18 protein-coding genes are annotated in these 24,597 nt (G+C 32.2%); all 18 read left to right on the top strand.

The features are described 5' to 3' along the window. Position 1 precedes the first annotated feature (1 nt). The 18 genes from cas1d to JOC47_RS02470 all read left to right on the top strand — a co-directional run bounded on the left by cas1d (position 2) and on the right by JOC47_RS02470 (position 24,552). Positions 2-997, top strand: coding sequence for a type I-D CRISPR-associated endonuclease Cas1d (cas1d, locus tag JOC47_RS02390; RefSeq protein WP_204700374.1), 996 nt, complete (start codon positions 2-4; stop codon positions 995-997). Next, entirely contained in the window at positions 998-1,270 is a 273-nt protein-coding gene (cas2, locus tag JOC47_RS02395) for a CRISPR-associated endonuclease Cas2 (RefSeq protein ID WP_204700375.1), read from the top strand. It abuts the gene before it with no gap. A gap of 504 nt (positions 1,271-1,774) precedes the next feature. Beyond that, positions 1,775-1,963, top strand: a complete 189-nt coding sequence (locus JOC47_RS02400; RefSeq protein WP_204700376.1) for a hypothetical protein — start codon at positions 1,775-1,777, stop codon at positions 1,961-1,963. A 190-nt stretch (positions 1,964-2,153) separates the two neighbouring features. After that, positions 2,154-4,889: a hypothetical protein gene (locus JOC47_RS02405; protein ID WP_204700377.1), complete on the top strand. Its 2,736-nt coding sequence runs from the start codon at positions 2,154-2,156 to the stop codon at positions 4,887-4,889. A gap of 572 nt (positions 4,890-5,461) precedes the next feature. After that, positions 5,462-6,613 (top strand): ROK family protein, encoded by a 1,152-nt coding sequence (locus JOC47_RS02410; protein WP_204700378.1) that lies wholly within the window; start codon positions 5,462-5,464, stop codon positions 6,611-6,613. 103 nt (positions 6,614-6,716) lie between these two features. Further along, the gene (gene xylA, locus JOC47_RS02415) at positions 6,717-8,033 is read left to right on the top strand and encodes a xylose isomerase (protein ID WP_204700379.1); all 1,317 of its coding nucleotides are present in this window, start codon (positions 6,717-6,719) and stop codon (positions 8,031-8,033) included. A gap of 21 nt (positions 8,034-8,054) precedes the next feature. Then, positions 8,055-9,554, top strand: coding sequence for a xylulokinase (xylB, locus tag JOC47_RS02420; protein WP_204700380.1), 1,500 nt, complete (start codon positions 8,055-8,057; stop codon positions 9,552-9,554). A gap of 94 nt (positions 9,555-9,648) precedes the next feature. Then, positions 9,649-10,719, top strand: a complete 1,071-nt coding sequence (gene xylF / locus JOC47_RS02425; protein ID WP_239550873.1) for a D-xylose ABC transporter substrate-binding protein — start codon at positions 9,649-9,651, stop codon at positions 10,717-10,719. A 68-nt stretch (positions 10,720-10,787) separates the two neighbouring features. Further along, positions 10,788-12,311 carry a xylose ABC transporter ATP-binding protein gene (locus JOC47_RS02430; RefSeq protein ID WP_204700381.1) on the top strand — a complete coding sequence of 508 codons (1,524 nt, stop codon included), beginning with the start codon at positions 10,788-10,790 and terminating at the stop codon, positions 12,309-12,311. 2 nt (positions 12,312-12,313) lie between these two features. Further along, positions 12,314-13,483 carry a sugar ABC transporter permease gene (locus JOC47_RS02435; RefSeq protein WP_204700382.1) on the top strand — a complete coding sequence of 390 codons (1,170 nt, stop codon included), beginning with the start codon at positions 12,314-12,316 and terminating at the stop codon, positions 13,481-13,483. Between the two features lie 109 nt (positions 13,484-13,592). Continuing rightward, a complete protein-coding gene (locus JOC47_RS02440) occupies positions 13,593-15,182 on the top strand; it encodes a methyl-accepting chemotaxis protein (protein WP_204700383.1) in 1,590 nt (529 codons plus the stop codon). Positions 15,183-15,206: 24 nt separating this feature from the next. Continuing rightward, positions 15,207-15,854, top strand: a complete 648-nt coding sequence (gene fsa / locus JOC47_RS02445; protein ID WP_204700384.1) for a fructose-6-phosphate aldolase — start codon at positions 15,207-15,209, stop codon at positions 15,852-15,854. A 12-nt stretch (positions 15,855-15,866) separates the two neighbouring features. Beyond that, positions 15,867-17,825, top strand: a complete 1,959-nt coding sequence (gene tkt / locus JOC47_RS02450; protein ID WP_204700385.1) for a transketolase — start codon at positions 15,867-15,869, stop codon at positions 17,823-17,825. A 27-nt stretch (positions 17,826-17,852) separates the two neighbouring features. Continuing rightward, entirely contained in the window at positions 17,853-18,887 is a 1,035-nt protein-coding gene (locus tag JOC47_RS02455) for an aldose epimerase family protein (protein ID WP_204700386.1), read from the top strand. Between the two features lie 210 nt (positions 18,888-19,097). Next, positions 19,098-19,436 carry a hypothetical protein gene (locus tag JOC47_RS02460; RefSeq protein ID WP_204700387.1) on the top strand — a complete coding sequence of 113 codons (339 nt, stop codon included), beginning with the start codon at positions 19,098-19,100 and terminating at the stop codon, positions 19,434-19,436. Between the two features lie 382 nt (positions 19,437-19,818). Further along, on the top strand, positions 19,819-19,947 hold the full coding sequence (locus JOC47_RS15620) for an ABC transporter permease (RefSeq protein WP_275579353.1): 129 nt from the start codon (positions 19,819-19,821) through the stop codon (positions 19,945-19,947). Between the two features lie 164 nt (positions 19,948-20,111). After that, complete coding sequence (locus JOC47_RS02465) at positions 20,112-23,462, top strand: ABC transporter substrate binding protein (RefSeq protein WP_204700388.1); 3,351 nt, start codon at positions 20,112-20,114, stop codon at positions 23,460-23,462. After that, positions 23,449-24,552 carry a response regulator gene (locus tag JOC47_RS02470; RefSeq protein ID WP_204700389.1) on the top strand — a complete coding sequence of 368 codons (1,104 nt, stop codon included), beginning with the start codon at positions 23,449-23,451 and terminating at the stop codon, positions 24,550-24,552. The genes JOC47_RS02465 and JOC47_RS02470 overlap by 14 nt, the downstream gene beginning before the upstream one ends. Positions 24,553-24,597: the final 45 nt, after the last annotated feature.

Below are 24,597 nucleotides of genomic sequence, written 5' to 3' on the forward strand. Positions count from 1 at the left end.
TATGCCGACGATATATATTACTCAAGAGGATACTGCTTTGCGAAAGAAAGGAGAAAGATTGATTGTAAAAAAAGGGAAAGAAAAAATAGCTGATATTCCCCTGATTAAAGTAGACCAGGTAGTAGTTTTTGGAGAAGCATCTATCTCTGGGTCATTAATTAGCTTATTATCTAAAGCAGAAGTGCCAATTACTTATTTATCGTATTATGGCAAGTATAAAGGAAGGTTAGTTCCTGAATATTCTAAAAACTCTTTGTTGCGTATAAAACAGTTTGAAAATTCTAGAAATGAAAAGTCTAAATTAGAATTTGCTAGGCAAATTGTCAAAGGGAAATTAAGTAATATGAGAACTTTATTAATGAGGGATACACGAGGTAATAGATCAAAAGAGGCTAAGAAAGCTTGTGATAAACTAAAAAATATTATTGATAAATTAAGTGAAGTTAATGATATAGAAAAACTGCGAGGTTTTGAGGGATTAGGGTCTAGACATTATTTTAGTCAGTTTGATAGTGTATTAAATAATGAATTTGAATTTAGTGGTCGTAACAGGAGACCACCTCGAGATCCAGTTAATTGTTTATTGAGCTTTGGATATTCTTTGCTTTTAAATGATGTATTAACTGGATTATATTTAGTTGGGTTTGATCCATATATAGGATTTTTTCACTCTAATCAATATGGTAAACCGTCTTTAGCCTTAGATTTGATGGAAGAATTCAGACCTGTAATTATTGATTCAGTTGTTAAAACTATGATTAATAAGAAAATAGTAAGCCAGAATGATTTTAAGGAAGTATGCGGTACAGTTAAAATGAAAGACAATTTAAGAAATGATTTTTTAGAACAGTATGAAAAAAGATTAAGAACTAAATTTACTCATCCTATATTTGAATATGAAATTAATTGGCGGCGATGTATTGAATTACAGGCTCGATTAATTAGTAAATTTATTAATGAAGAAATTTCAGAGTATCCTCCTTTGGTGGTGAAATAAATGTTTGTATTAATTTCATATGATATTTCTGATGATAAAAGAAGAACTAAAATACATAAGACTTTAAAAGATTTTGGAACTTGGATTCAGTATAGTGTTTTTGAGTGTGAATTAAAGGAAAAAGAATACTTACAATTAAGATATAGGCTAAAGAAAAAAATAGATATTACAGAGGATAATATTAGATTCTATTTTTTGTGTAAAAAGTGCCAGGATAAGATAGAAAAAATTGGAGATCAGAATAGCCCAATTGAAGAGTCAGTCATTTTATAGTTAATTGCATATAAATTCTAAGGTAATAATTAATTTATTTGAGTGGACTTCTAACTTTGTGGCTTATGTTACAGCTAGATAAAAAAGAGCAGGCAATTAAATATATTGAATCTATAAATTAGAAAAGCGTAAAATTTCGCATCGGATTTTAAACTGAGGTAGGAGAAAATCAGCAGTTAGAATGGAAAGAGATTTTTAGCAAAAATCATACAGAAGATGATAATTTTGATATCTAGTTTGATTCTTACTCCACTATATAGTGGAGTTTTTATTTTTTTAGCGAAAAGAGTCTAAAATGAGATAAACGAGAAAAAAACGAGATTTATAAGAAATGGAATAGAGAATTAAATAGTATAATATAAGTATATTTTAAAGCAGGCTTAATTTTGACGAAAGGAGGGTTAAACATTTGCAAAATAATAATGTAAAAGTATTCAAATCAAGGTAAAAACCTTTTAATTTGTTGCCTAAATATAGGGGACCTTATGTTTAGGAGGTGATAGAATGAAACATTTTAAAAACTATAAAAAATTAATCCAAATATTAAAAAAGAAGGTGGTGAAAATCCTGCTTATAGCAAAGACTATGTATATTCCAGATACAGGAAAAGGTTGTTGGAAATCGCTTAATAATTATAACCTGATAAAAAGAATCAATTTTCAAATAGCTTATATAGGGCAAAACACCACGTAGAGAAAGGACTTTGCCTAGAATGTAAAATTTAGAGACGGGTAATAACTGTATCTTTCTAGTACTTTGAGATTGTAAATATTAAGGGCAGTAAGGAAGATTATAATCAAGCGATTATACCTAACACGATCTAATCCTCTATAATTGTGGTCTATGTATAGTTTTGCATAGGTTTTTATAAGCAGGTAAAATAATGAATAATAATAAATTTAAGATTTTAGGAATTTTAATTTTAGCTTTGACAGTGCTTTTTACTTTAACTGCATGTAGTAGTGGTGGAAATAAGAGTAGTAATGTAGAGAAGACAACAGTAACATTAGAAGGAGTATATTCGGCTGATCATGCTGAAGATTTTACAGTAGCCTTAGGCGATGAAGGAACTTACACATTTGCTGCAGCAGATTATTCAGCTGCTGATGCTAAACTGGAGGCTACAGTAACGGTTTCTAAAAATCAGAATACTATTGAATTGGTCAGTTATCCAACAACTGTAGATGAAGGAGAATATACTGTAGGAGAGATAAGCCAGAGCAAAGCAGCTAAAGTAGTATTTTCAGCAATTGATTTTAATGCTGAAGTAAATACTGAAGAAGAATTTGAGCAAGCATTAAAAAATCCTGCAGCAGATGAGATTACTATTACAGCACAAATGATCAGTTCTTTTGAATTTGATCAAAATGTTAGAGATTTGACTATTTATGGTCAGAATAATAGTCTTGATGGCAATCTAAGCATAGGTGATGGTGAAACAAGTATTATTGTTACTGTTAAAAAACTCGAAATAACAGGAACCTTAACAGTTGATGTTAGTCAGGGAGATCTTAATATTTCTAGATCTACTTTAAATGATGTAGAGATCAACTCAGTTGGTTCTGAAAGTTTCAATATGATTGACAGCAGTGCTAATAATGTAAATGTTAATTCCACAGCTCAGAATGCTTCTGTTAATTTTTTTGGTAGTGCTGTTAACAATGTAAGGATAGATGCTCTTAATACAAGAGTAGGAATGTCAAGAGGGAGTAGTGCAAATAATGTAGAAGCTAACCAGCAGGCAGATATAATAGGAGATAATGCAGTAGATGGTGTTGGCAGTGTAAATGGAAATGCAGCAGACCAGGTTAATCAGAATCCGGATGAAACTGCAGATGAGCCTGACTTAGGTGATAATGGAGATACAGAAGACCCAACAGGATTAGAGCTAAGTGTTATTGATGTTTTTGAATATCATTTTATGGTCAAAGTAACTGATCGGTCGACTGGAGAAGCTCTGCTGGATTTAAGCAAATCAGAGTTTACTCTCTATAAAAATGGGGAAGAATATCTAATTGAAAATATGGAATATGAAAATATACTAGGACATCCAGATTATTATACTGTTTATCCGACTTGGTCCTATAGTCCTATTTTAGGTTATGATGTAAGAGTACCCGAAGGAAATTATACTTTAAACTTTAGCCGAGATGGATTAGGAAGTGCAAGTGTCGATTTTACTAATACAATAGAAGTAACAGTTGAAGATCCATATGCTACTGCTGTGATAATTAATGGAACAGCAAAAGAGCGTCAAACTTTAACTGCAGGCTATATTTACAACAGTAGTGATGCTGGTCATCCAGAAGCGGAAACAAGTCCAATCATTAAATGGTACAAATCGGATTTGGTTGATGGTAGTTATACAGAAATGACAGGGGACAATATAGTTGAAGGAGCTTACACTTTAACTGAAGCTGATATTGATCAGTATCTTAAAGTAGGTATAATTGTTCAAGATACAGCCGGTAATACTGGTTCAGAAATGTTTAGTGATCCATTTGGGCCTATAAATAATTTTAAAGAGCTACCTGAAGCGGTTGATTTAAATATTACTGGAACAGCTGTAGTAGGAGAAACAATAACTGGAAGCTATACCTATGTGCCAAGTGATTATGGTTATCCAGAAGACGAAAGTCAATATGCATGGTATCATTCAAATTCGTCAGATTACTTGGGAACTATTATTGATTCTGCTTTTGGTTTTACTACAGCCGATTCGTCTAATATAAGTTATGTTCTGCAGCCAGAGGATATTGGTAAATATATTTTCTTAACTATTACTCCAAAAGATGATAGAACTGAAGGTGATGGAAGCGGTTATACGGCTGCTTCTGTAGAAGAGGAAATAGTTTTTGGACCTGTAGCTGCGGCGGGGATTTCCGAAGTTGATGTAAGTATTACAGAAGGTAGTGCTGTTTTTAGCTATAGTTTTTATGAAGATTATGATAAAAGCTCAGAGATTTCTTATACTGAAGCAGTTTCAACTTATGGAATGAGTACTGCAGCTTCGACTATTACCCTAACTAACACCGAGAGTGGTGAGACAACTGCCTCAATTGATTTTGATGAAGCTGGAGTTATTGGGGGGTTAGTAACTTACGAGAATCTCGCTGCAATAGATACAGTATTTAGTGAAGATTTTTTGAGCTGGTCTTTACCTCCTAATAAGGTTATTATTGATACGGTAGGTAATTATACTGGTTTTCCGTGGAGTATGACTTTTGAAGTTGGCTTAGAGGAAAGCGATATAGCAGCTTTTATGAATGGACTTGGTTTAATTACAACTGAAATAACATCTAAGGAAACTCATTATAATATAACAGTAGATTCTACCTCAATGATTCCAGCAAATAACCCGATTTCTGGGAATACAACTTCAATTACAGATCAGGTAACAGTTGCTGAATTTATGGGAAATATTAATTTTCCTATTGCTTCTTCCTATAAAATAGCTAATTCTTCAACTATTACTGGTGAATTTGCAAACTGGGATTTTGATAGTATTACTGCTAAAAATGATACTGATAATCTAGCTGAGGATGATCTTTTATTAGTAAAAGCTGTTGATGGAACTTTAAGAGGATATTATATTAATGTAGTTGAAAGTGTATCTTAATTTTTTAGAGACAGCCCCCCTCCTGTTAAATTTGACTAATTATGTCAAAAATACGGGGGGGGCTGTCTCTCCTAAACTAATTAAAAGAGGTAGTATAATTCAATTGAATGATGACCAGTTAAAATTGAGTTGTTAGTAGACTCTTTCTTTTGGAATGGTTGAGATTTTTCGAAAGTGCTACTGATGAAAAGAATATAAAAGAAACTATAGAATATTTCACAGAAGATGAGGTAGAAGACATAAAGAAAAATTGCATTAGAAAATTAAATAAAAATTAATCTTGAAAAGACTTGACATTAGTAAATATATTATTTATAATCAAAGTAAGTTAGATATAATTTTATTAGTTAACAACTTAATTCAAGGTTTAAAATAAGTTTTATATAATTTTTTAACATATAACTTTTTAAATTAATAATTACAATTAAATACTAAGGATATAACCTTTATAACTAATATAAGAATCCACAGTCTGGGGACAAGACTACGTGGATTCTTTTTATTTCTTTACTTAATTCAAACCTTAAATTAAGACTAAAATTAAGTTTATAATTTTATAGGGAGTGATAATTGTGGAAGTAAAAAATTCATTTTTGATTAGAGATTTAAATTTGGCTAATATTTATAAATTAATTCATAAATTAGGTCCAATATCGAGAAAAGATTTAGCTGATAAAACAGATTATAGTTCTGCTACTATCTCTAATCATGTTAAAACTTTAATCAAACAAGATTTTGTATTAGAAACTAAAAAAGGGACCTCAACTGGAGGCAGGAGACCAGTTTATTTAAAAACAAATCCTGAAAAGGGATATATGTTTAGTATTGATATTGAGGTCAATCAAGTAAAAATAGTGTTATTTAATTTAGATTTAAAAATAGTAATGAAAAATATAATTCCAATTACTAATAAGAGTAATTCTGAAGAAGTAATTGATAATATATTTAAGGAAATTGATAGTATAATTGCTGAACGTGATTTAAATGTGCAAGAAATTTTAGGTATTGGCATAGCAGTTCCAGGCTTGATTGATAAGGAAGAAGGGGTTTTGAAGTTTGCTCCTAATTTGACTTGGTCTGATTTGAAAATTTGTGAATTGTTTAAGAATAAATACAATTTGCCAATCATTTTAGAAAATGAAGCTAATGCAGCAGCAATTGGAGAAAAAGATTTTGTTTATCCAGATAGTAATAATTTAGTTTATGTGTCTATCAATGAAGGGATAGGATGTGGCGTTATTTTTAATAACGAACTATATAAAGGAGCAAGTGGAAATGCTGGTGAATTTGGTCATATAATTATTGACCGTAGTGGTCCTAAATGTCATTGTGGTAATAATGGCTGTTGGGAGTCTTTAGCTTCCGAAAATTATATAGTTGAACAAGTTTCTGAAAATAATAATTTAACTAAGAAAGAAATTTATCATCAGGCGCAAGCAGGAAATGAAGAAGTTATTAATGTGCTCAATAGAACAGGCCAGAATATAGGAGTTGGAATTAGCAATATAATTAATAGTCTAAGTCCAGAGCTAGTAATTATAGGAGGTGGTATTACAGCAATCAAAGATTATATTTTTAGTGATATAATGATGATGGTGGAAGAAGAAGCGTTAGAAGTATCATATGATAAATCAGAAATCAAATTTAGTGAATTAGAAAATTTAGCTACAGTATATGGTTTAGCTAGTTTGATCTTTAATGAAAAATTAGTATTTTCTAAATAATAATCATAATAGCAGTTTAAACTGCTATTATGAGGAAAAATTTTTAGTAACTTAATTTAAGCCTTAAATTAACTAGAGGCAAAAATAATAAGGAGGAGATAAGATGGATAAGTTTTTTTCAAAGATTTCAAAAATAAAGTATGAAGGAGTAGATTCTGATAATCCGTTATCATTTAAATATTATAATCCAGAAAAAAAGATTGGGAATAAGACAATGGCTGAGCATCTAAGATTTTCAGTAGCTTATTGGCATACCTTAACTGAAGATGGTAGTGATCCTTTTGGAGTAGGGACAATGCAGCGTTCTTGGGATGATATTAATGATCCGATGCAATTAGCCAAAACAAGAGTCAAAGCAGCTTTTGAATTTATGGATAAATTAGGAGTAGAATATTTCTGTTTTCATGATCGCGATATTGCTCCAACAGGAGATAGTTTAAAAGAAACTAATCAAAATTTAGATGAAATAGTAGAATTAATTAAAGAAATGATGGATCAAACAGGAATTGATTTATTATGGGGAACATCTCAGTTGTTTGTAGAACCTAAATATATGCATGGGGCGGCAACTTCTCCTAATGCTGATGTATTTGCTAGAGCAGCAGCTCAAGTCAAAAAAGCAATGGAAATAACTAAAGAATTAGGTGGCGAAAATTATGTCTTTTGGGGAGGACGTGAAGGATATCAAACCCTATTAAATACAAAAATGGGATTAGAACAAGATAATATGGCTAGATTCTTTGAAATGGCAGTTGATTATGCTGAAAAAATAGGATTTGACGGTCAGTTCTTAATTGAGCCGAAGCCTAAAGAGCCAACTAAACATCAATATGATTTTGATGTAGCAAATGTATTAGCATTTTTAAGAAAATATGGATTAGAGGATAAATTCAAGATGAATATTGAAGCTAACCATGCTACTTTAGCAGGACATGATTTTCAGCATGAATTACATTATGCTAGAGCGAATAATGTAATTGGGAGTGTTGACGCTAATCAAGGAGATAAATTGATAGGTTGGGATACTGATCAATTCCCTACTGATATTTATGCAACTACCTTAGCAATGTATGAAATATTAAAAAGTGGTGGTTTAGAACCAGGAGGACTTAATTTTGATGCTAAAGTAAGAAGACCTTCCTTTAAACCAGAAGATTTATTCCATGGTCATATTGCAGGTATGGACACATTTGCTAGAGGATTAGAGGTAGCACATAAATTATTAGAAGATAAAGCTCTCGAAGATTTTGTAGAAGAAAGATATAGCAGTTATCAAAGCGGAATTGGAAAGAAAATTGTTGCTGGAGAAACTAGCTTTGAAGAGTTAGCAGAATACACGAAAGAAAATCAAATTGTTAATTCTTCAGGTCGACAAGAAATGTTAGAGAGTATTCTTAATCAGTATTTAATAGAAAGTTAATGAAATTCTGGAGGTGTTAAAATGGAATATTTGTTGGGACTAGATGTAGGTACTAGTGGAGTTAAAGCTTTACTCACCTCTCAAACAGGAGAAATTATAGCTGAAGGTACAGAATCGTATCCTTTAGCGACTCCCCAATCAGGTTGGGCAGAACAGAACCCCAAAGATTGGTGGGAGGCTACTAAGAAAGTAATTAAACAATTGATAAATGATAGTGATATTGATGCCAAGCAAATAAAGGGGATTAGTTTTTCAGGACAGATGCATAGTTCAGTCTTTTTAAATGATGAAATGGAAGTTATTAGACCAGCAATCTTGTGGAGTGATACAAGAACAACTAAACAGTGTCGAGAAATCGAAGAAAAAGCTGGTGGATTAGAAGAATTAATTGGACATGTATCTAATCCTGCTTTAGAAGGATTTACTGCTCCCAAAATATTATGGTTAAAGGAAAATGAACCATCTAACTATGAAGAAGTTAATTATGTTTTGATGCCTAAAGATTATATTCGTTATAAACTAACAGGAGAAATTCATACAGAAGTTTCAGATGCAGCAGGTACTTTACTACTTGATGTGGGAGCAAAAGACTGGGACTTAGAGTTAGTAGATAAATTAGAAATTGATCCGGATATACTTCCGCCAGTGATTAATTCAATAGATATAGTAGGACAAGTACAAGAAGATGTAGCCCAAGAAATAGGGCTTAGTAGTCAGACTTCGGTAGTAGCTGGGGGAGCTGATAACGCTTGTGGTGCAGTGGGTAGTGGGATTGTTGAAGAAGGAAGAGTGATGGTTAGTATAGGTTCTTCTGGTACTGTAGTAGCTCAAACTAATAATCCTAGTGCTGACGAAGAAGGACGAATGCATTTATTTAATCATGCTCAGCCTAATAGTTGGTATCTGATGGGAGTCATGTTATCTGCTGGAATGTCTTATCGTTGGTTAAAGGAAGATTTATATAATGACCAATTTGAATATGATAAATTAAATCAATTAGCTGCTGATGTAGACCCAGGTAGCGAGGGATTAATCTTTCTTCCTTACCTATACGGAGAAAGAACTCCTCATGCTGATGCTAATGCCCGTGGAGTTTACTTTGGAATTTCAGGCAAACATTCACAGGGGCATTTTGTCCGTAGCTTATTGGAAGGAGTTAGTTTTGGTTTAAAAGATTCATTAGAACTGATTAAGGAACAAGGAGTAGAAATTGATGAAGTAAGAGTAATTGGTGGAGGGGCTAAAAGTGATCTGTGGCAGCAAATTTTAGCAGATATTTTAGGAGAAGAAATTAGTTTATTAAATATAGAAGAAGGACCTGCTTTTGGGGCTGCATTAATAGCAGGAGTAGGAGTAGGAATCTATGATGATTTTGCAGAAGCAACTAGTAATATTCTGAAAATTGAAAAAACTGTAGCACCAATTTCTGAAAATTCTGATAATTATGAAAAATACTATAATCTATATAAGCAGTTGTATACTAGTTTGAAGGATGATTTCAAGGACTTAGCTCAAGTTTAATGGAGGTGGTAGTTTTTATTAATCTATTTAGAAGATTAAATTTGTTTGCTTGAATTAATAATTGATTAATTTAAACCTAAAGGGGGAACTATTTATGAATATTAAGAAAATTCTAACATTTGCTTTGGTTTTGACAATGTTATTTGGAGTTACTACAGTTACTAATGCTGGGATGTTTGATTGGCTTGGTGGCGGAAGTGATGATGAATTAGTAATTGGTTTTTCCATGGATAATTTAAGACTTGAAAGATGGCAAAAAGATAAGAAAGCTTTTGTTAAGCAAGCAGAAAAATTAGGGGCTAAAGTGAAAGTTTTATCTGCTAATAGTAATGACCAAAAACAAGTTTCTCAAGCTCAGAATTTATTAACTCAAGGTGTAGATGTGTTAGTTATAATTCCTCATAATGGTAAAGTAATGGGTAGTGTAGTAGAAGAAGCTCATGCTTCAGGTGTTAAAGTTTTAGCTTATGACCGCATGGTGCAGAATGCTAAAACTGATGCTTATATTTCTTATGACAATGTAAAAGTAGGAGAGATGCAGGCTAAAGCTGTATTAGAAAGACAACCTACAGGGAAATACTTTTTGTTAGGTGGATCTCCTACAGATCCAAATGCTAAAATGTTTAGAGAAGGGCAAATGAATGTTTTGGAACCGCATATAGAGAATGGAGATATAGAAGTTATTGGTGACCAGTGGGTTAAAAATTGGTCTCCTCAAGAAGCAATGAGTATTATGGAAAATGCTTTAACTAGAATCGGAAATGATATTGATGCTGTAGTTGCTTCTAATGATAGTACTGCTGGCGGAGCAATTGAAGCTCTATCAGCTCAAGGTTTAGCTGGAGATGTAGTGATTTCTGGACAAGATGCTACTGTTGCAGGATGTAATAGAATTGTTAAAGACACACAGGCAATGACTATTTATAAGCCGATTAATAAGTTAGCAAAGCAGGGTGCTAAAATGGCCGTTAAATTAGCTAAAGGTAAAGAAGTAAATACTAATGCTAAAGTTGATAATGGGCAAATAAAAGTGCCGTCTTTACTATTAGAACCAATTTTAGTTAATAAGGATAATATGAAAGAAACTATTATTGATAGTGGATATCATACAATGGAAGAAGTTTATAAGGGTGTGCCTAAGAGTAAATGGCCTGAACAGGAATAATTAAAAAGCCATAGTACTAAGAGGGTCAAACCCTCTTAGTACTATAATTTAAGAAAGGAGAGGTCAGCGTGGAATATATATTAGAAACTAAAGATATAATCAAAGATTTTCCTGGGGTCAGAGCTTTAGACCATGTTTCATTTCAAGTAGAAGAAGGGGAAATTCATTCTTTGTGTGGAGAAAATGGTGCAGGGAAATCAACTTTGATTAAAGTGTTAAGTGGAGTACATCCCTATAAAAGTTATGAAGGACAAGTGTTACTAAAAGGTACAGAACAAAAGTTTAGCAATATAAATGAAGCAGAAGAGCAGAGAATAGCTGTTATTCATCAAGAATTAACTGTGTTTGAAGATCTAAATGTAACTGAAAATATCTTTATGGGGAACGAAATAGAAACTAATGGCATTATAGACTGGGATCTAATGTATAAAAAAGCTGAAAAATGGATTAATAAATTAAAATTAGAAAATGTCAATCCCCGTACCAAAGTTAAAAGTTTAGGTATGGGAAAACAGCAATTAATTGAAATTGCAAAAGCACTAGTTAAAGATGCTGAAATTTTAATTTTGGATGAACCAACAGATTCATTAACTGATAGTGAGACAGAAATTTTGTTTGATATATTAAATGATTTGCGTGATGAAGGAGTAACGTGTATTTATATTACTCATAAATTAGATGAAGTATTTGAACTTTGTGATTCTGTAACAGTATTAAGAGATGGGGAATCAGTAGGGAGTGATAAAGTTAATAATTTAGAAAAAAGAGATATAGTTCAAATGATGGTAGGACGAGAAATTAATCAAAGATTTCCTGAGCGAAAAACTGATATTGGAGAAACTGTACTTGAAGTTAAAGATTATAGTGTTGTCGATCCTGAAAATCCAGATCAATTTGTAGTTAAAGATGTTAATTTTGAATTAAAGGCTGGAGAAGTCTTAGGATTTTCTGGCTTAGTAGGTGCAGGAAGAACTGAATTAGTTAATAGTATCTTTGGAGCTTTTCCTGGTGAAAAATCAGGCGAAATTTATTTGGAGGGAAATAAAATTGAAATAACTTCACCTAAAGATGCTATAAATCAGGGGATAGCACTTGTATCAGAAGATAGAAAAAGATTTGGCTTGATTCCAACTATGGATGTTAAAGAAAATACTTCTTTGGCAGCCTTACAAGATTTCAAAGAGTCATTATCATTGAATCATAATCAAGAAATATCTAAAGTGAGAGATTATATAGATAAATTAAATGTTAAAACCCCTTCTATTAGAGAAAAAGTTTCTAAATTAAGTGGAGGAAATCAACAGAAAGTTGTGCTAAGTAAAAACTTAATGACTCAGCCGGAAGTACTAATTTTAGATGAACCAACTAGAGGAATTGATGTAGGAGCAAAATATGAAATCTATAAACTGATTCAAGAATTATCTAAGCAAGGAGTAGCAATAATTATGATTTCTTCTGAATTGCCGGAAGTAATAGGAGTTAGTGATAGAATATTAGTTTTAAGTCAAGGGGAAATTGCTGGTGAATTTGATAATAGTGAGACTAGAGTGTCGCAAGAAAAAATAATGATGGCTGCTACGGGAGGGAATTAAATATGAAAGAAGCAAAAAAAGAAGAAGGTTTTTTAGGCTTGAAAAAATCTAATTTCAATTTTGATATTAAAACTTACATGATGGTAATTGCTTTAGTAGGGATTTGGGTCGTATTTACTTTTTTAACTAAAGGAACTTTTTTAACTTCTAGAAATTTATCTAATTTATTTAGACAATCTGTAATTACTTCTGTATTAGCAGTAGGTATGGTTTTAGTAATCATCTTAGGAGAAGTTGACCTATCAGTTGGTTCAGTATTAGGATTATGTGGTGGTATAGTTGGTATCTTAGATGTGTGGGTTGGTTTAAATCCATTTTTAACTATTGTTTCTACTCTAGTTATTGGTATGTTGATAGGATTATGGAATGGTTGGTGGATAGCTTACCGTGGTGTTCCTTCTTTAATTGTTACTTTGGGAGGTTTATTAGGATTTAGAGGAGTTTTGTTAGGTGTTACTGGCGGTACAACTATTTCTCCTTTAAGTAAAGCTTTTAATTATTTAGGAAGTGGCTATTTACCGGAAATGGTAAGTAATGTTTTAGGTTTAGGCTTAATTGCTTATATAATTTATTATCGTTTGCATAAAAGAAAGAAGAAAAAAGAACATGGCTTTGAAGTTTCATCCTTAACTTTAGAAATTATTAAAATTGTGTTGACTAGTTTACTTGTAGCAATGTTTGTTATGATTTTAAATAGCTATCAAGGGATTCCAGTATTAGTTATTGTTTTACTTGTAGCAATGGCTATTTTCACTTATATAACTAAAAATACTGTATTTGGTCGTCATATTTATGCAATTGGTGGTAATGAAGAAGCGGCTGAGTTATCAGGAATTGAACTTAAAAAAAGCAAACTAATTATTTTTATGTTAAATGGATTAATGGCTGCCATTGCAGGTATTTTATTAAGTTCTAGGTTGAATGCTGCTTCTGTATCTGCAGGTGATGGAGCAGAACTTGATGCTATTGCAGCTTGTGTGATTGGAGGAGCAAGTTTAGCAGGAGGTATTGGAAATGTATTAGGAGCAGTTGTTGGTGCTGTAGTAATGGCTAGTTTAGATAATGGAATGAGTTTAATGGGGGCACCTATGTATTGGCAGCAAATTGTAAAAGGCTTAGTCTTAGTATTAGCAGTTTGGTTTGATGTAGCTACTCGAAATAAAGGAGAGTAAAATGATTATTTCTGGACATAGAGATAATATGCTCAAATGAATATATCTATGTCCAGAATCCAAGTTAAATAAGAATCATGTTTGTAGTAGTAAAGAGGGGGTAAATTATTTGATAGGATTCAATACTTCATTAAAGAAAAAAATAAATTTATTTTTTATTTTGACTTTAATGGTGGTAATTCTCATATCATTATTTATAGTTAATGAAGTATTAGTAAGTCAAATATCATTACAAACTGCTCAACGGAACCTAGAAACTGGGTATAAAATATTGGATATTCAATATCCAGGCAGTTGGAAAATAAAAAATGAGCAACTTTATAAAGGTGATATTCCAATTAAAAGTAGTTTTTTAATTGCTCAAAATATAGCTGGTTCATTAATGAATGAAAATTCAAGTCAACAAATGTATGTTAATATTTTTCAAAACGATCAATTAGCAAATACTAATATTGAGAACAACAAATCTTTATCTCAAGAAATGAAAGAGCAAGTATTAAATCAAGGTAATAGGTTTTATGATGAGAGAGAGATAGATAAAAATAATTATCATGTTTCCTATAGACCTATTAAAAATAAAAAAGGGAAAATTATTGGAATTTGGTCTGTAGGAGTACCAGAAAACTTAGTTAACGGTATTATGGGAGATATTTTCTTTCGGATAGCGATTGTTTTAATAGTTAGTTTAGTAATCATTAATTTTGTTCTTTCTTATAGTATGAAGAGATTATTATTAGAACCATTAAATAAGATTATTTCTCACACTAAAAATATAGCAGATGGTAATTTAAATGCTAGATTGGAATTGCATCGTAGTGATGAAATTGGTGATTTAGAACAAGCAGTTAATGAAATGACAGAAATATTGCATCAGATAATAGATGGAATTAACAATGTAGGGTCAGAGATGATAAGTACTAGTGATAAATTAAATGAAACTAGTCAGCAAGCTGAAGCTTCTATTGAAGAAATTTCTGCAACTAGTCAGGATTTTACAACGAAAGTCAAAGAGACTGATCGAGTTACTGAAAAAATGGTTGATAAAACGGAAGAAGTAATAGATTTAGCTGGAGATGGATTGGATAAGATGAATTATACACAAAGAGAAATCAAAGAAACTTTAGCTAAATCAGAAAAGGCTACAGAATTAATAAAAGACTTAGAAAAGACTTCTTCTGAGATAGAAAATATAACTACAGTAATTGCAGATATAGCTGAAGAAACTAATTTATTGGCTTTAAATGCGGCAATAGAAGCAGCAAGAGTTGGAGGGGATAATCAAGATAAAAGTTCAGGACAAGGTTTTGCAGTTGTGGCACATGAAATAAGGGAATTGGCAGAAAGAACTCAAAACTCTATTAATAATATTGAAGCCACTATAAGTCAATTAACTAATCAAACTGATCAAGCAGTAGAAATTATTGCTCAAAATAATACCCAAATCAAGAATAGAGTACAGAATATTAATCAGACAGAAGAACTATTTAAGCAAATAGTTGAACAGATTAATAATATTAACAACTGGGTTAATAAAGTGTCTGATAGTAGTTCAGACATTTTGAATGGAAGTCAAGAAATATCAGAAGCTACTAAGGAACAAAGTCAATCTATTCAACAAGTATCTGATTCAAGTAGAGAGTTAAACGAGATGGTAAAAGAGCTGAATGAATTAATCAAAAAATTTGATGTAAACAACTAAAATTCACTTATAGGAGTGGTTAAAATGAAATTTTTTCTTGATACAGCAAATTTAGAACAGATTAAAGAAGCAGCAAGTTTAGGTGTGATTGATGGAGTAACAACGAACCCTAGTTTAGTAGCTCAAGAAGGTGATGTCGATTTTCATACTCGAATTCAAGAAATTTGTGAATTAGTTGTTGGTCCAGTGAGTGCAGAAGTAATTAGTCTTGAAGCAGAAGAAATGATTACAGAGGCAAGAGAACTAGCAGAATTAGCTCCTAATGTAGCAGTAAAAATTCCTATGACTGAAGAAGGGCTAAAAGCAGTAAAAGTTTTAGAAGAAGACGGAATTAAGACTAATGTTACATTGGTATTTTCAGCTAATCAAGCTTTATTAGCTGCTAAAGCAGGAGCAACATTTATTAGTCCTTTTGTTGGGAGATTAGATGATCGAGCTCATGAAGGGATGCAGTTAATTGAAGAGATTAATACTATTTTGACTAATTATGATTTAGATAGTGAAATTATTACAGCTAGCATTAGGAGTCCACGTCATGTCAAAGAAGCAGCTTTAATTGGCGCAGATATTGCTACGATTCCATTTGAAGTTATTGAAAAGATGTCTCAACATCCACTAACTGATATTGGGATTGAAAGATTTTTAAATGATTGGGAAGAAGCACAAGAATAGGGAGGCTAAAAAATGCTAGAAGAAGTGGCTAATACTGTACGAGGTTTAGCAGTAGATGCAGTAGAAAAAGCAGGTTCAGGACACCCGGGGATGCCTGTGGGCTGTGCTGATATTGGAGCAGTATTATATGGAGAAGTGATGGATTTTGATCCAACAACGCCTGATTGGCCTGATCGAGATCGATTTGTTCTTTCAGCAGGACATGGTTCTGCTTGGTTATATTCATTTTTACATTTAACAGGTTATAATTTAAGTTTAGAAGATTTAAAGAATTTTAGACAGTTAGGTTCTAAGACGCCAGGGCATCCTGAGTATAATGATACAGAAGGAGTAGAAACTACTACTGGTCCTTTAGGACAAGGCTTTACTAATGCAGTAGGAATGGCTATTAGTGAGAGAATGTTAGCTGATAGATATAATACAGAAGAGCATACAATTATAGATCATTATACTTATACTATTTTAGGTGATGGATGTATGATGGAAGGTATTACTTCTGAAGCAGCATCTTATGCCGGGCATTTAGAATTAGATAAATTAATTGCTATTTATGATGATAACAACATTTCGATTGAAGGTTCTACAGATATAACATTTACTGAATCAGTTGTAGATCGCTTTAAAGCCTATGGATGGCATGTAATTGAAGATGTTGATGGTCATGATATTAATGCAGTTAAAGAAGCAATTGCAGAAGCTAAGGTAAGTGATAAGCCAACTTTAATTGATGCTAATACCAAAATTGCTTATGGTGCTCCAAATAAAGAAGGAACTAGTGCTGCACATGGTGCACCTTTAGGTACAGAAGATATTCAAGGATTAAAAAATAAATTTGATTTGCCAACAGATAAAGAATTTTATGTGTCTAATGCTGTAAGAGATTTCTTTGCTGAAAGAAAAGAAGAATTATTAGAACAGAGAAAAGAATGGGAATCAGAATTTGAAGAATGGGCCAAGGCAAATCCTGAGTTGAAAGAGCAGTGGGACCAAGCTCATAATTTAGAATTACCTGATCATTTAGAAAAAATAGTAGGAGCAATAGAATTAGATACTCCGCGAGCAACGCGAAAAGCATCGGGACCAACTTTGCGGGCTATAGCTGATGAAGTACCATATTTAGTAGGAGGTTCAGCTGATTTAGCCCCTTCTAATAAAACTTATCTTGATAAGTATGATGAGATTCAAGCAGAACAGTTTGGGGGCCGCAACTTCCGCTTTGGAGTACGTGAACATGCGATGGGTGGAATTGTCAATGGCATTTCTCTGCACAGTGGTTTAAGACCATTCGCAGCAACTTTCTTGGTCTTTAGTGATTATATGCGCCCTGCTATTAGATTAGCAGCTTTGATGAAACAGCCAATAGTTTATGTCTTCACCCATGATTCAGTTTATATTGGAGGAGATGGTCCGACACATCAGCCGGTAGAACACGTAGAAGCACTGCGGACAATTCCTAATTTAGAGGTGCTAAGACCAGCTGATGAAGAAGAAACTAAAGCCGCTTGGTTAGAAGCAATGGAGCGTACTGCTGGGCCAACTGCCTTAGTTTTAACACGACAAAATTTACCTCATGTAGAAAAAGATAATGGATTAGCTGGATTTGATAAAGGTGCTTATGTGGTACAGGGCCAAGAAGATGCAGAGGTTGTATTGTTAGCTAGTGGAAGTGAAGTTTCATTAGCAGTAGAAGTAGCAGAGCAATTAGAAACAGCAACTAAAGTTGTATCAGTACCGGAGCGTGATAAATTCTTAGCACAGAATGAAAAGTATATTAATGAAGTATTAGGCGAGGATACTTTCCGTGTTGTACTTGAAGCTGGTGTCAGCAGCGGTTGGCATCAATTACTAAATGATAAGTATCATATTGTAAGTGTAGAAGAATTTGGTGCAAGCGGTGCCGGGGAGAAAGTAGCTCAACAATTTGGTTTTACTGCCGAGAGGATTGCTTCTGATATAAAAAGTAAGCTTTAATCACCTGATAGTTTAGGAGAGGATAAGATGGAAATAAAAAAAGAAGAGTTTGGAACTTTAGAAACAGGTGAGAAAATAAGTAAATATAAATTAATTACTCCTAAAATACAAGTTAATGTGCTGGATTATGGTGGGATTATTACAGAAATCTATGCCCCCGATAAAGAAGGAAAAAAAGAAAATGTTGTATTAGGTTTTGATAATTTAGCTAATTATGAACAAAAGTCTCCTTACTTTGGAGCTATTATTGGTAGGAATGCAGGCAGAATTGAGGGGGCAGAATTTAAATTAAATGGACAAGCCTATAATTTAACAGCTAATGATGGAGAAAATAATCTGCATAGTGGTCCCCACGGTTTAGATAAGAGAGTTTGGGAAGTAACAGAGATAGAAAGTGGGATAGAATTAGAATATTGCAGTCCCCATTTAGAAGGAGGGTTTCCAGGGACAATAGATTTTACAGTAAGATATTTATTAGAGGGTAATAAATTAATCATAGAATATGAGGGCCAAGCAGATAGAGAAACGATTATAAATTTAACTAATCACAGTTATTTTAATTTATCAGGAGGATTTAAAAGAGATATTCTAGAGCATAAATTAAAAATCAAAGCAGAACAGTTTCTCTGCTTAGATCAAAATTCTATTCCCACAGGAGAAATAAGGAGGGTCAACGGAACTCCTTTTGATTTCAGAAATTTTAAGTCTGTAGGTCAAGAGATAGATAGCGATTATCGACAACTTGAGTTTACAGATGGATATGACCATCCCTTAATTTTAGAAGAGGCTGAAGAGAATATAGCATTAAAGGATGAAAAATCGGGAAGGATCTTAAAGATTTCCACTGACCAAGCAGTTGTGGTTTTTTATTCTGGGAATAAGCTTGGCACCGAAGGGAAATTAAATGTAGGAAGGGAATCTAAGCCGAGATTAGGTCTTTGTTTGGAGACTCAAGATTATCCTAATGCAGTTAATGAGCCTAATTTTCCCACTAAAGTTTATAATCAAGATAAAAAATATAAGGCCAAAACTGAATATGAATTTGCTGTTAATAAAAAATGATTTATCTTCGTAAGTTGATAAAAAAGCTACTGGAAAATAGTTTCTTTTTCCAGTAGCTTTTTTATTTTTTTTGCAAGGTTTTGCTGCTTGCTTGTATAATTATTACAAAAGCGAAGTTAAAATTTCTAATCAAATTTTAATCTAGTGTTAATGTATATTTAATTAGAGTATAGTATAATTATAGTAAATTGAGATGGAGGGGATGCCAACTTGCGATTATCAATTAAGAATAAATTTATAGTGCTTTTTTTAGTAGGTAGTATTTTGTTATCTCCCACAACTATTTCTGCTGCTGAAGAATTAGAAATTATAACAGCGATTGAGAAAGTATTAGCAGAAAATAGTGAGTTAGAAATTGCTGGATTGAAGTTAGAAAATGCTAAATTTGATTATCAAAAGAGCCGAGCTGATAATTTGACAACAAATTCAAAACGAGCAAAACTTGAAGCAAAAATTAATTATTTAGAGGCGCAGGAACAATACTATAATCAGCAAAGTCAGCTACTGCAGGAAACTTTAAATAATTATACAGCAGTGTTATTATATTAGTTGTCAGAAAACCCTAATGGGCTTGCCTTTGGGCTGAATGACAACATTTTAAAAATAATTGAATATTATTTCTAAAATAAGATATACTAAATATAAGTCAAAAAAATGAACCCCTACGATAAAGAGCAAGCGACAACCAAGCTGCTCTATAAATTCACAAAGGGTAAAAAAATATAATACATTACCGTCGGGCTGACGGGAATTAAAGCTTCTGGAGGCGTTGTAAGTTGCCTCAACCAGTCTTTTGGCTGGTCTAGAAACTGTAAGACCTGATTTGTCTTGCCATTTACGGTAGGTTCAGATTAGGCTCGTTTTAATGAATGAAGAAACCTGAACGGGCTTGCCCTTCAGGTAAGTCATTGCTCAAATAGCTGGTTGGCCGATGATTATAGTGCCAATGTCAATAGTAGTTGCATTTAGTTTTTCATTAGTGATTGGTCTCTTTTTTGGTATTTATCCGGCTTTAAAAGCGGCAAATTTAGAACCAGTGGAAGCACTTAGCTATGAGTAAGATCAATCAAATAAAATAAAATTATTAGTTTTACTCCAGGATTTAGACCTGGAGTTTTTTCTGTTATTTTGACATATTTTTATATTTTTCAGTTAACTGCGAAGGATATTGTATAATTACATAGAAAAATAAGATATAAGAAGTATTTTTGGAGGTGAAGCAAAATGTCTAAATTATATAAAATTGTATTTTTGTTAGTAGTTATGATAATAATATTAAGTAATTTTTCTGCGGCAAAGTATGATTATTATCTTAATAATAACAGGATTTTATTATTACATTCCTATCATCAAGGAATGCAGTGGACTCAAGATATTGAAACAGGCATTAAAAATACTTTAGACCAAAAACTGTCTGATTATGAATTATATATTGAATATATGGATACTAAAAGATTTGACTACCAAGTAATGGCTCAAGAACTAGAAAAGATTTATCAACAGAAATATAAAAAATCACCTCCTGATTTAATAATCACTTCGGATGATAATGCTCTCAATTTCATGTTAGACTATGGGGCTAACATTTTTCCTTATGCTCCTGTAATATTTTGTGGTGTTAATAATTTAAATAAAAATGAATTAGATGTTCAAAAGAATATAACAGGAATTACTGAAGAAGCTAGTATTAAAGAAACAATAGAATTAATGCTAAATATTCATAATGAATTAAATAAAATTGTTGTGATTAATGATGATACGCCTACTGGGCAGGCTAATAGAGAGAAATTAGATCAAATCCTACCTAATTTTAAAGAAAAGCTAAGTTTTGAACGTTGGCAAGAATTTAGTATGAAAGAATTACAAAATAAAATAAGAGATTTAGAAGAGGGAACGGCTGTATTATTATTATCTTTTAATCGTGACCGTTTAAATCAAACTTATACTTACCAAGAAACAATTAATAAATTAGCCCCCTATACCCATGTGCCAATTTATAGTGTATGGGATTTCTATTTAGGTCAAGGGATAGTAGGTGGAAAATTGATTAGTGGGGAGCGTCAAGGGCAAATTGCTGCTGAAATTACTGAGGACATACTGCAGGGGTATGGTCGCAAAATCACTGCTTCTACTCGCTATAGCACTAATCAATATATGTTTGATTATCAAAAATTACAGGAATTTAATATTTCTCAAAGTGAATTACCTAAAGATAGTATTATTGTTAACAAGCCAAATTCTTTTTATTATAAGTATAAAGATGAAATCTTGATATATGGAGGATTAAGTGCTCTTTTAATTTCTTTAGTTTTAGCTGCATTATTGTTTATGACTATCAAATCAGTGAAAGAAAAAGAGGCAGCTAAAAAAGAAGCAGAAATAGCTAATCAAGCTAAAAGTGAGTTTTTAGCTAATATGAGTCATGAAATTCGAACGCCAATCAATGCTATAAAAGGAATGATCTATTTAGTTTTAGATACTCCTTTGTCAGCTAAACAGCGTAATTATTTAGAAAAGATTGAGAGTTCAACTAATTCTTTGTTAGAGATCATTAATGATGTATTAGATTTTTCTAAAATAGAAGCAGGTAAATTAGAATTAGAAGAAAAAGATTTCTTGCTTGATGAAGTGTTGCATGACTTATCTAATAAAGTAGCTATGAAAGCATATGATAAGGGATTAGATTTCTTTTATGATACAGACCATGTGCCCCAGAAATTGATTGGAGATCCCCTACGTTTAGGACAGGTATTATTAAATCTTTGTAATAATGCTATTAAATTTACTGAAGAAGGAGAAGTCAGATTGATTGTTAGAATTATCAATCGGACCCAGGATAAAATAAAGTTGAAGTTTATTGTTAAGGATACAGGGATTGGAATGACGGAAGAAGAACAGCAGAAATTATTTAATAAGTTTACTCAAGCAGATAGTTCTACAACTAGAAAACATGGCGGAACAGGTCTGGGATTAAGTATTAGTAAAGAATTAGTGGAAAAAATGTCTGGAAAAATGACAGTAGATAGTGAAGTAAATAAAGGAACTGCGTTTATTTTTACAGCTCAATTTGGCTTAGGAGAACAGCCGCAACTAAAGAACAGACTGCAAAACTATGGATTAGCTGATAAGAAAATTTTAATTGTAGAGGATAAGCAGACTAACCGTAAAGTGTTAAAAGAATCAATTGCTAGTTTTGATTTAGAGGTAACAGCAGTTTCTACAGCTCAAGAAGCAATAGAGGAGCTAAAAGAAGATGAAAAATATGATTTAATATTTATGGATTGGAAAATGCCTGAGTTAGATGGATTAAGAGCAGCTGAAATCATTAAAAATGAGTTAAACTTAACTAATGTTCCTCAAATAATTTTAGTTACTGCGTTTGGGGAAGATTTAAAAGAAGACCAAAAAAATAATATAGATAAAGTTTTATTTAAACCTGTAACGCAGTCTGATCTATTTGATACAGTTATTGATGTTTTAAGTTCTTCTTCATCAGATAGATCTAATTTAGCAGTTAGTAATTTCAAATTTGAAGATTTATCAGGGACAAAGGTATTATTAGCAGAAGATAATCAGATGAATCAACAAGTAGCATTAGAAATTTTGAATAAAGTTAATACTGAAGTTAAAGTAGCCGATAATGGAGAAGAAGTTTTAGAGTATATCCAACAAGAAGATTTCGATTTAGTTTTAATGGATATTCAAATGCCTAAAATGGATGGTTATAAAGCTACAGTTAAGATCAGGCAAGAGTTAGGTTTATCTGAATTGCCAATTATAGCTATGACTGCTAATGCAGTAAAAAAAGATAGAGAAAAAGCATTAGCAATGGGCATGAATGACTATATTACTAAGCCGATAAATTTAGATAGCTTTTTTGCTGTGCTTAAGAACTGGCTGCCGACTAATACTAAGATTATTAAAGATGATAATAGTTCTCAAGAATCTATTTCTGTAGAGGGATTAAAAGATTTAACAGCTTTTGATGTAGAATCTGCTTTAAAAAGAGTAGATGGCAATTATCAGCTTTATAAAAATATTTTAATAGATTTTTATCAGGACTATCAAAATATAGCTGCTAAGATTAGAAAATTAGTGCAGCAAAATGAGTTAGAAGAATTAAAAGGATTAATTCATACTCTGAAGGGGCTGGCAGGTAATATAGGAGCAGTTGATTTACATGAAGTTTTAATTAAATTTGATTCTGCTTTGAAAGAGGGGCAGGGTTTTGAATCAGAACTAGAGCAATTTTATCAAGAATTAGAAATAGTTTTAGAGCAATTAGCAGATAATGAAGAGCTTCATACTAGAACTTCTGAGGATGCAAAAAAAATAGAATTGGCTGAAGTAAAGAATTTAATTAGTGATTTGCAAAGTGATTTAAAAAATTATAAAGCTAATCAGGCTAAGTCTATTGCTAATGAAATAAAAGGATATGATTGGGAAGAACAGCAAGAAGATATAGTAAAAGATTTAATAGCAGCAATTGATGACTATAGATTTGAAGAAGCTAGTACATTATTGAATAGTTTGTTGGAGAGTATTGAAGGAGTGAATAATAATGAAAGAAAATGAAGAGACTATTATGATCATCGAAGATGAAAAAAGCAATGTTGATATTCTATTAGAAGCTTTCAAAGACGATTATCAAGTAATGGTAGCTTTAGATGGGGAGACTGCTTTAAAAGCAATTCAATCTAATCAACCTGATTTAATTTTATTAGATATTATGCTTCCTCAGATGAATGGTTATCAAGTTTGTAAGGAATTAAAGAACAACCCCCATACTGCTGATATACCGATTATTTTTGCAACAGCTATGAGTGAAAATAACAATGAACAAAAGGGTTTAGAATTAGGAGCTATTGATTATATTACGAAGCCCTTTAATATTCCAATTGTAAAAGCTAGAGTGGAAAATCACTTAGAGCTAAAGCAGGCTAAAGAACGTTTGAAAAATCAAAATCATATTTTAGAACAAAAAGTTCAGGCAAGAACAGAGAAGTTATCTCAAACCCAAGAGGTTGCGATTCAAAGTCTAGCTGCTTTAGCTGAAACTAGAGATGATGAAACAGGTCAGCATATTATGCGGACTAAACAGTATGTTAAATTATTAGCAACGTACTTACAGGATAACCCTCGTTTTTCTGATTACTTAACTGATAAAAATATTGAATGGGTTTATAAAACAGCTCCTTTACATGATATTGGGAAAGTAGGTGTTCCTGATAAAATTTTATATAAAGAAGGGAAATTAACTGCAGAGGAATTTGAAATAATTAAGAGACATCCGACCTATGGGAAGAATGCGATTGAAGAGGCAGAAGAAAATTTAGGCAGTAATTCATTTCTTAAATTTGCTCGAGAGATAGTTGCTACTCATCATGAAAAGTGGGATGGTTCAGGCTATCCGCAAGGATTAGAGGGAGAAGAAATTCCAATTGGAGGTAGATTAATGGCCATCGCTGATGTTTATGATGCTTTAGTTAATAGGAGGGTATATAAACCAGCTTATAGCCACAAAAGAGCTGTTCAAATAATTACTGAAGGAGATGGCAGAACAATTCCTGAACATTTTGACCCTGATGTACTAGATGCGTTTATAAAGTTAAAAGATAAATTTAAAAAAATTGCTACTTCTTTTTCTAAACCAGAACATAATTAGTATTACTCCCTTAGACTTTAAAATCTAAGGGAGTTTTATATTTAT

It is taken from the genome of Halanaerobacter jeridensis (assembly GCF_016908315.1).
Lineage (GTDB): Bacteria > Bacillota > Halanaerobiia > Halobacteroidales > Halobacteroidaceae > Halanaerobacter > Halanaerobacter jeridensis.